Source organism: Arthrobacter sp. Cr_A7, from assembly GCF_029222765.1.
Taxonomy (GTDB): Bacteria; Actinomycetota; Actinomycetes; order Actinomycetales; family Micrococcaceae; genus Arthrobacter.
The window spans coordinates 58,854-68,021 of sequence record NZ_JARHXQ010000205.1; the positions used below are offsets into that span (position 1 = coordinate 58,854).

Here is a 9,168-nt window from a genome sequence, read left to right on the forward strand (position 1 = left end):
GGGCTTCGTCGCGGTGCCCCCAGGAGCGTGTTGCCGCGGCGCGGTGCTGCAGAATGACGGTGCCAGTTGAGCGTCACAACCACTGTAAAAAGCCAAGCTATCCACAAGCCCCTCCACGGATCCTTTCCTCACAGGCGTCAGTCCTGCAGCTGAACTATTCCGGGGCCATGAGAGCTCCGTTAAGGAAAGGGACTTCTAATGAGCTTTCGAAGGCAAGCTTCTCCCGGGAAGCCAGGTAACCCGTCCTCACGCAGACGCATCACTGGCTTGCTCGCGGGAACCACCACGCTGGCACTTGTGGGAGCCGGTGCGTCCGCTGTAATGGCGGCGAACCCCCCGGTCGGCCCCGGCAACATCGAAATTTTCACCAAGCGCGACATGGTCGCCATCGAGGGATACGCTGCACAGGCGGGACAGGACGCAACCATCCGCGTGTCCCGCGGCGGTAACCTCATCGGCGTCGCACGCGGCGTGGTCGATGCCACAGGCTTCCTCGAGGTCAATCACCCGGGAGGTGTTTGCTGGGATGTGGTTACACCCAACATCACAGGAGGCGACGAAGTCACGGTCGAGTTTGAGGACGGCAGCGGCGACGGAGCAATGGCAGGCACGGCGGTCATCACCTCAGTCGACGCTGTCAACGGGACGCCCACTCCGGACCTCGCCGGCGACATCGAGGGCCAGGTTGTGGTCAAGGGCAAGTACGGCGCCGACGTCGACACCGCCCGCATGGCGGTGGAAATCGTCAACCCCGACATGAGGGACATGGGCATCGGCGAGCGGGCAATCGGCTGGCCCGATGATGAAGTACCTGCCGGCTACACGGTCGAAGGCGTCGCTGAGAACGGCGAGTTCACCGTGACGTACGGTTTCTACTCGGAAGGCGACCGGGACGCCGCTATGGCTGGCGACCCGTCCGTCGCCAGCTGGCAGGCAGAACCGGTGGGCGTTGAAGCCCAGCTCGGCCTGACCATCTCCGAGTTCAAGGAGATCGACGGCCCAGGCTTCGGCGGATGCCCCGCTGGGCCCTCCGGGCAAGCACCCAACTCACCCACTGAGGCCTTCGCCAGCGCGGCAGGCAACGGCAGCATTACCGCCACCTGGGCACCCGCCACCGTCCCCGCGGACGCTCCGGCCATCACCGGCTACGAAGTGATCGCCGAGGACACTGCTCTCGGCCAGGAAGTGAGCATCAAGGTCGGAGCCGAAGAAACAAAAGCAACCATCCGCGGCCTAAAGGACGGTCAGGCGTACCCGGTCAAGGTCGTGGCACTGAACGGACAGGCAAGTACCCCTGCAGCCGCCGGCACGGTTACCGCGACGTCTGCCGAGCTACCTCCAGAGGCCTCCGCACCCACAGCTCCGGGCAACGTGGCGGTGAACGACGGTTCCCTGCTCGGTTCAGCGGATGTCACGTGGACCGCGGCCGCCGCCAATGGCTCGGCTGTCACCGGGTACACCGTTGAGGCGCGGTCGGGCGATGCGGTAGTCGCAACGGCTGACGCAGGAAGCGGCGCCACGTCAGCCAAGCTCCAAGGGCTGACACCCGGAACGGAGTACAGCTTCGTCGTCACGGCCAAGAGCGGTGCGGGCAATACAGCAGCTGAACCAGTGGCCTACTCCGTGAAGGCAGGGGAACTGACTGCACCGTCCGCTCCCAACGTCGTTCGCGTGACCACCGGCAATGGCAGCGCAACTGTCGAATGGCAGGGTGCAGCCGCAGGCAATACACCGGTTACCGGTTATGTACTGACGGCCACGCCTGCCGCAGGAACAGCGGTCACGGTGGAGACGGACGCGGCAGCGCGTACCGCCGTGCTCAGCGGGTTGACCAACGGCACCACCTACACCCTCAAGCTGGTCGCTAAGAGCGCAGCAGGCGATAGCGCTCCGGCAACCTTTGGTACCGGCGCTTCGTCAACCGTGACTCCCGCGGACCAGCTCACGGCCACGGCCGAGTTCCGCGCTGACAAGCGGGAATGGCGGATTGGTGGAAGCGCCAGCATCACCACCGGCAACACGATCACGGCCACCGCCAACGGTGTGCGGATCGGCACCGCGGTGGTCGCCGCTGACGGTACCTGGACGATCCGCGCCCGTAACTCGCTTGCAGCAGCGACGTCAACCATCAACGTGACGTCCTCCGCGGGCGGATCCATCACCGTACCCGTCAGTTCAAGGTAGTCGAATCCACTGAAAAAGGCCGGAGAGCGGCTCTTCGAAGAAGTCCCCCGTCCCATTGGGACGGGGACTTCTGTTGTGGTTTGAGGTTCTGCAGCCGCGAAGTGACTGTTCAATGACTAATGTCCAGACGGTGAGGTCCGTCAAGATGGTAGGTATGTTGCCTTTGAGCCAGATCTTCGCGTTGAGGGAAACGGTGGACCAAGAGTGGCGTTCCCCAGTTGCCGACGCGGTGGGCGAGTGCTGGGGCTTGCCGGCGGGGGCTCTTCGTTTCTGGCGTTCGTCCGCGGTCCACGTGTTTGTCGCCCCACCAGGAGCTGACTCCCGAGGTGTGCTGTACGCGCGGTTCGCGCCCGCGGAGGACCCCGCGGGGTACCGCCTTGCCGAAGGCGCGCGGTTCCATGCCCGTTTGGCAGCCGCTGGTGCTTCTGTTGCGCGGGTTGTCCCCTCCCAAATAAACACGATGGTCGAGCGGATCGGTACGCCGCTCGGCGACATGTACGCCTCGGTCTTGGGCAAGGTGGACGGGGACGAGCTGGATGTTGAGGAGCTCGACGGCGGTGCTGCCGCCGCCTGGGGAGCAGCGCTGGCTGCCTTTCACCAGGCCGCGGGCCAGCCGGCCATGCGAGCCCACACAAAGCCGCCGGATCCGTTCGCCGCCTTGGCAGCTGCCCCTGCTGCACTGGAAGATCCGGAACTGGCGGAAGCTGCGAAGACCCTGAGCACAGTACTAACGGCCAGCCCTGCCACGCCGCTCGTTCTCGGTCACGGCGACTTTGAACTCGACAACCTGCGCTGGACTGACGGATGGCCTGCCTGCTTCGACCTGGACGAATCCGGGGCTATGCCGGCGGCAGCGGATGTGGCCTCAGCAGCACGGGACCTGCTGGGGCCGCGCCCAGGTTCCCCGGAACATCCCGAGCTCCTAACGGCCTTCCTCCAGGGCTACCAACGCATCTCGGGCCAAACCATCGAGCCCCAGGAGCTGGTGTTGCCCCGGGCAGCCTTCGCCGCGCAGCAACTGCTGCAGGCAACTGAAGTCCTGGATTTTAACTCCCGCTCAATCGCCTGGCTCCACGAACTGGACGGGTCCCTGCGAGCCCATTACCAAATTCAGCACGACCTTCTACTGATGACCGCGGACGTATTGGTTTAGCCAGCTTGGGAGCGGCCGCAGAAGGGGTGCTTTCGCGCCTTTCGTGAGTGCTTTCAGATCTCAGTGAGAGCGCTGTTGCGCTGAGCAAGGGTCCGGAAGATTCCTGTATGGTCAAGGCCGCCGTCGCCCCGCGCGACCATGTCCTCGAAAAGATCCTTGATTACCGTGCTCAGGGGTAGCTCCAGGCGTGCTGTTCCAGCCGCCCCCAGCACGAAGTTAAGGTCCTTCAGCTGGTTCTGGGCGCTGCCGCCACCTGTGAAGTCACCGTCAATCCATCTGTGCCCTTTTTGGCGCAGCACCTCGGAATCGGCCAGCCCACCCCGGAGCAGTTCGAGCATCACCGATGGATCGAGTCCCCCGCCCCGCGCGAGAAGCATGGCCTCGGAAACTGCCGTGACCGTGCCGGCGACCACGATCTGGTTGCAGGCCTTAGCGAGGGCGCCCGTACCTCCCGAACCCATGTGCCGGATGGTGCCGCCCATGAACTCGAACGCCGGGGTGACCGAGCGAAGTGCGTCCTCGTCCCCGCCCACCATGATGCTCAAGGTGCCGTTTTCGGCACCGACGGTGCCGCCACTGACGGGGGCGTCCAGGACCCGGACCCCGTGTTCGCTAAGCATTCGTTCGCCAAAGGCCGCGACTGCCCCCGGCGAGACGGTCCCGTGCACGACGAGTATGGGCCGGGCAATGCCCCGGGCTGTCCATCCGGCTATCAGGCCCTCTTCTCCCGGAAGCAACGATTCGACGTGGCTTAGGTCCGGCAACACGGTGAGAACGACGTCGGCGGCCGCCTCAAAAGGTGAAGTCGCAACGCGGGCGCCCAGGCCCACCAAGGCTTCGGCTTTCGAAGCAGTCCGGTTCCAGACTGTCAGCTCGCCGTAGCCCTTCAGCAGCCGGCGGGCCATCGGTTCCCCCATCGGCCCTAATCCCATCAGGGCAAGCGCTGGGTGGTCATGTTCAGGCATTGGAATCCTTTAGAGATTAGGGCAGACGTTACTGGTTGGTCAGGAGATCGGACGGCCACAGGATGAGCTGCGGGAAGACGGCCAGCATGACGATGGCAACCACCATGACCACGTAGAGCGGCACCGCGGCCTTCACGATCTTCTCCATCGGCAGCCCGCTGACATAGGACGCCGCGAACAGGCAGACGCCGACAGGCGGCGTGACCAGGCCAACGGCAAGGGCAGCAACGAGGAAGACGACGAAGTGGATGGGATCCACGCCGGAAGACACAGCCGCGGGCATGAGCACCGGTGTGCAAAGCAGGATGGCGGCGACTTTGTCCATCACCGTTCCGATGATGATCAGGATCAGGCCGATCAGCAGCATGACGATGGTGGGGTCAGTGCTGACGCTCAGCAGCCAGCTGCTGACCTTTGCCGGCAGTCCGTCAATGGTGAAGATGTAAGAGGCGACGCCGGCGATCATGGCGATGAGGAGGATGGTGCCGGTGGTGAGGCCAGCGTCCACGATCATTTTGGGCATCTGGCGCCACTTCATGTCCCGGTAGACGTAGATGCCCACCAACAGGCTGTAGAAGACGGCGACGGCGGCAGCCTCCGTGGGCGTTACGAGCCCGCTGAACATGCCCACCAGGATGATCACCGGGCCGCCCATGGCCGGGATTCCCCCGAGGACGATCCTCAGGCCCTTCTTGAAAGGCGTCCTTGAGACCTCGCCGTAACCGTGGCGTGCCGACAGGAAGAAATTCACAAGCATCAGGACGAGGATCAGGACAATGGACGGTCCAAATCCGCCCGCGAGTGCCGCGCCTACCGACACGTTCGCGGTCGAGGCGGCGATGATCATGAGGATGCTCGGCGGTATCAGTGAGGACAGGGTAGCGGTGACCATGGTCATCGCGGCCGCATAGGGCCGCGGGTACTTATGGTCAGTCATGGCCTTGATCTCGATCTTGCCAAGGCTGACAATGTCGGCAACCGAGGAACCGGAGATGCCGCCGAAGATTGCGCTCGATGCGATGTTCACTTGGCCAAGGCCGCCACGGAAGCGGCCGAAGATTACTTCGGCGCCACGGAAGATGCGGTCTGAAATACCCCCTCCGGCCATGAGGTTGCCGGCCAGGACGAACAAGGGGACGGCAACCAGCAGGAAGCTGTTCATGGAGCTCATCATTGACTGGGGCAACAGGTCGAGGGGGATGTCGAAGATCAGCAGCGTGGCGATGACGCCGATGCCGAGTGAGACTGAGAGCGGAACGCCCAGCAGCAGCAGGAGGAGGAAAATGCCCAGCAGGGTCAGGCTCATGCGATCATCTCTCCTTTGAGGATCCGCTTACGCATATAGGGGGAGAAGTAGACGGTGGTGATATGGGCGACGATTGCGAGTGCCGCGCCAATTACAAGGGGAAGTGTTACCAGGAACATCTTGAGTCCCAGGGCAGGACTGGACTCTCCGGCGGCGTACTGCTGCAGCATCAGTTCCCACGTCTTGTAAAGCAGGACACTGAAGAACACGGTCCCGCAGATGGCGTAGAGATGCATGCTGACTTGCTTAAGCCAGGCTGGTCCCCACGCCACCGCGAAGTTCACGCGCGGGTGCACGGCGGCCCGGAAGCCGGCTGCCATCCCCAGGAAGGTGGTGTCCATGAACAGGAAACGGGTCAGTTCCTCGGTCCATGGCAGCGAGGCTCCCATCTGCCGGCTGACCATCTGTGCCGCAAGGCTAAGCAGCATCGCGCAGATTCCGACGAAGAGGAGAGCATCCACGGCCTTCCAGATCAGGCCATGAGGTTCCGGGACTTCGCCTGCCGGAACCACCGTGATGCCATCTTCGGCCGCCTGGTGTTCGGCCCCACGGGTTGGGGTGGTTCCTTCATCATGCATTGCACTCGTCTCCTGCACTGGACCCGTCACCTTACCGTCCAAGGAATTCAAGGCTTGACTGTACGAATTCCTTGCCCACCTTGCCCTCAAGCTCGGGGTAGACCTTCTGCGCTGCCGCCTGGAACTTTTCCCGGGCTTCGGGCGTCAGTTCGTTGATCTTCACGCCTTCGCCCTTCAGCTTCTCAAGGGTTTTGGCGGCTTCGTCGGTGTCGTACTTCGTCTTGAAGTCAGCGGTGTCGTCTGCAGCTTCCTGCAGGACCTTCCGGGTGTCCTCATCGAACGAGTCCCACTTCTTCTTGCTGAACCCGAGGACGAGGCCGTCCGAGATGTGCCCGGTCAAGGAGAGGTAGTCCTGGACTTCGAAGAACTTGTTGTTGACTGGAACTTCCAGGGGGTTTTCCTGGCCGTCGATAGTGCCGAGCTGCAGGGCGGTGTAAACCTCTTTGAAGTCCATCGGCGTCGGGTTGGCGCCCACTGAGCCAAAGAACTTCACCCAGAGGTCATTCTGCGGTACGCGGAGCTTCAGGTCCTTGAAGTCCTCGGGCTGGGTAATGGGGCGCACCGAGTTGGTGGTGTGCCGGGGAGTACGGGTCAGCATGGACACGCCCTTGATGCCCAGCTTGTCCAGTGAGCCCAGCAGTTCCTTGCCTGGCTCGCCTTCAAAGTACTTCGTGACCTCCTCCGAGTCCTTGAAAAGGTAGGGAAGGCTGACGGCATTCATCTTCGGCTCGAAGGACGCGTATACCGAAGTCGACATGATGGTCGAGTCCAGCGTGCCATTTCCAAGCAGGTTGACGGCGGCGTTCTGGTCCCCGCCAAAAAGGGTGCCATCGGGGAACGTCTCGACCTTGACCTTGCCGTCGCTCAGCTCGGCAACCTTGTCGGCGAAGTGCTTTGCGGAGACGCCCATGGAAGAGGTTGCCGGGTCACCGAGGCCGAGGCGCACGGTGGTGCTGGCGCCGGCACCACCGGCCCCGCCCCCGCCGCAACCGCTGAGGACAGTACTGACGGTGAGTGCAACGGCCACAGCTGCGGCGGCCAGGATGCGCTTTGGCATCTGATTCTCCTTTGAATACTTGCTGGTCCCTGGCCTGTACGGACAGGGGTACTGATGCTTTGATGGCGGTGGTTAAGGCGTCCTGGGCTGTGCGGGTATGGGCGAGAACGGCTGCTCTCGCTGCTTTCTTGTGCGTGCAGGTACACGCCTACAGAACAGGATGGAAGATCACCTTCCGAGGTGGAACCGGTACACTTTTGTACCACGGGCTGGCGCGGGTGTAAACCGCAGGAGCAGATGACAGCCTGAAATTACTTCGAGAATTGCAGCCGGGCAACGCTGGACCGTTCGACCAGTTCGGCGGCTACGCGTATGACGTTGGGTTTTCCCGACGCCTTGCCCTGCGTGTTGGACAGAGCGAGTTGCACGGAGTGCCGGGCGAGCAGATCTATGGGCTGCCTGACGATTGTCAGGGCCGGGGTCATGAGTTCGGTCCAGGGTGAGTCTTCGAAAACGATGACGGATAGGGTGCGGGGAATGTCGATTCCGGCGTGGGATAGGCGCCGCAGAACCTCGGTTACCTGGGCGGTGTTTGCCACCACCAATGCGGTGGGCGGCTCCTCGATGCCGAGGAGCGCCGACGCGGCATCTCCTCCCGCCGGCCCGCGGAACGCGGCGTGCCGGATGAGGAGCTCATCCTGCTCCAGGCCGGCTGTTTCCAGGGCTTGCCGATAGCCGGCGATCCGGTCCCTTCCGGTGGTGGAGGCAGCCGGCCCGGAGATAATCCCGATGCGGCGGTGGCCGTGCGCGGCGAGCAGTGCCGTAGCAGCCCGGGCGGATTCGAAGTTGTCGATGCTCACCACGTCCACTTCAGGGAGCGAAGGTATTGATCTGTCGACAAACACCACATCAGTCCCAAGGTCCTGAAGCTGCTTCCAGATTGCCAGGTTGTTGCCGGTCGGGGTCGCGATAATCCCACTGACCCTGCGTTCGATCAGTGTCGCCAGACGCTCTGATTCCAGCTGGTCATCCTCCTGCGTGGTCATCAGCAGCACCTGGATTCCGCGGGCGTGCGCCTCCTGCACCACCTGGTCGGCCAGTCGGGCGAAAAATGGGTTGGAGACGTCGGCGAGGAGCAGCCCCAGCGTGGTAGGCGGGCCATACTTTAGCTCCCTGGCCGCCGTGCGGGGATGGTAGCCCAAGTCCTTCATCACGCCGTTGACCCTGGCACGGGTAGCTGCAGCGACTGGACCTGAGCCCGGATTCAGCACCCGCGAGACAACTGCAACGGACACCCCGGCCGCCTGGGCAACATCGCGGATGGTCGGTTGTTTCTGCACGCCTACTCCTTTGTCTGGCACTTCCTGGACATCCGGGAACCTTTTTTAGCCTAGGGCTTGACCTCAGGCCTGCGCCTGTGACATAAAAGTGTACCGGTTCCACTTATTTTACCTTAGTTCGATCCCGCTTGGACTGCAGAGCCCCACTACCAATCGCGGCGAGCCGCACGGTGAAAAGTAGAGCCCCACAATCTGCGGCTGATCCCAGACCAGCCCGCATCCCTTCCGGAACAGCGCCGTATCCCTTGAAAGGCAACCCATGAATCTGCACCATCTCCTGACCCAGCGCGAGGCCGACGGAAAGCCCATCCGGGTCGGCCTGATCGGCGCCGGACGCTACGGGACGATGTACCTGGCCCAGGCAAACAACATCCCGGGCATCCACGTCGTCGCCATCGCAGACATCAACGTCAAACGCGCTGAAGGTGCTTTCGAACTCGTTGGATGGCCCAAAGACCAGATCGCCCCCGACATCGCAACCGCCCTGAGGGACCGCTCAACCGCGATCGTGGCCAATGCCGACGAGCTTTTCGACGTCGACATCGACATCATCGTGGAAGCCACCGGCAACCCCATCGTTGGCGTCAAGCACGCACTGCGCGCCATCGAAACGAAAAAGCACATCATCATGGTCACGGTTGAAGC

Annotated in this window: 8 protein-coding genes; 3 read left to right on the forward strand and 5 right to left on the reverse strand. The window is 62.9% G+C overall.

Annotation, left to right across the window (positions count from 1 at the left end; all coding sequences use genetic code 11):
* Positions 1–321: 321 nt before the first annotated feature.
* Both P2Q66_RS12125 and P2Q66_RS12130 read left to right on the forward strand, forming a co-directional pair.
* Positions 322–2,184 carry a fibronectin type III domain-containing protein gene (locus P2Q66_RS12125; RefSeq protein WP_275728357.1) on the forward strand — a complete coding sequence of 621 codons (1,863 nt, stop codon included), beginning with the start codon at positions 322–324 and terminating at the stop codon, positions 2,182–2,184.
* A 154-nt stretch (positions 2,185–2,338) separates the two neighbouring features.
* Entirely contained in the window at positions 2,339–3,337 is a 999-nt protein-coding gene (locus P2Q66_RS12130; protein WP_275728371.1) for a phosphotransferase, read from the forward strand.
* 53 nt (positions 3,338–3,390) lie between these two features.
* On the opposite strand, the gene P2Q66_RS12135 is transcribed toward P2Q66_RS12130, so the two are convergent.
* The 5 genes from P2Q66_RS12135 to P2Q66_RS12155 form a co-directional block, all read right to left on the reverse strand.
* The gene (locus P2Q66_RS12135; RefSeq protein ID WP_275728358.1) at positions 3,391–4,302 is read right to left on the reverse strand and encodes an NAD(P)-dependent oxidoreductase; all 912 of its coding nucleotides are present in this window, start codon (positions 4,300–4,302) and stop codon (positions 3,391–3,393) included.
* 28 nt (positions 4,303–4,330) lie between these two features.
* Positions 4,331–5,608 (reverse strand): TRAP transporter large permease, encoded by a 1,278-nt coding sequence (locus tag P2Q66_RS12140; RefSeq protein WP_079598186.1) that lies wholly within the window; start codon positions 5,606–5,608, stop codon positions 4,331–4,333.
* Positions 5,605–6,186 carry a TRAP transporter small permease subunit gene (locus tag P2Q66_RS12145; protein ID WP_079598187.1) on the reverse strand — a complete coding sequence of 194 codons (582 nt, stop codon included), beginning with the start codon at positions 6,184–6,186 and terminating at the stop codon, positions 5,605–5,607. Before P2Q66_RS12145 ends, P2Q66_RS12140 begins: the two co-directional genes overlap by 4 nt.
* 31 nt (positions 6,187–6,217) lie before the next feature.
* Entirely contained in the window at positions 6,218–7,243 is a 1,026-nt protein-coding gene (locus tag P2Q66_RS12150; RefSeq protein WP_079598188.1) for a DctP family TRAP transporter solute-binding subunit, read from the reverse strand.
* 251 nt (positions 7,244–7,494) lie between these two features.
* Positions 7,495–8,523 carry a substrate-binding domain-containing protein gene (locus P2Q66_RS12155; protein WP_275728360.1) on the reverse strand — a complete coding sequence of 343 codons (1,029 nt, stop codon included), beginning with the start codon at positions 8,521–8,523 and terminating at the stop codon, positions 7,495–7,497.
* A 259-nt stretch (positions 8,524–8,782) separates the two neighbouring features.
* Here P2Q66_RS12155 and P2Q66_RS12160 point away from each other — a divergent pair.
* Positions 8,783–9,168 (forward strand): Gfo/Idh/MocA family oxidoreductase (locus P2Q66_RS12160; protein WP_275728362.1); only part of this gene is annotated, 386 nt, incomplete at its 3' end.

Coding starts and splice junctions, on each gene's coding strand:
- P2Q66_RS12125 (WP_275728357.1), top strand. CDS start 322: ATGGCGGCGAACCCCCCGGTCGGCCCCGGCAACATCGAAATTTTCACC.
- P2Q66_RS12130 (WP_275728371.1), top strand. CDS start 2,339: ATGTTGCCTTTGAGCCAGATCTTCGCGTTGAGGGAAACGGTGGACCAA.
- P2Q66_RS12135 (WP_275728358.1), bottom strand. CDS start 4,302: ATGCCTGAACATGACCACCCAGCGCTTGCCCTGATGGGATTAGGGCCG.
- P2Q66_RS12140 (WP_079598186.1), bottom strand. CDS start 5,608: ATGAGCCTGACCCTGCTGGGCATTTTCCTCCTCCTGCTGCTGCTGGGC.
- P2Q66_RS12145 (WP_079598187.1), bottom strand. CDS start 6,186: ATGCATGATGAAGGAACCACCCCAACCCGTGGGGCCGAACACCAGGCG.
- P2Q66_RS12150 (WP_079598188.1), bottom strand. CDS start 7,243: ATGCCAAAGCGCATCCTGGCCGCCGCAGCTGTGGCCGTTGCACTCACC.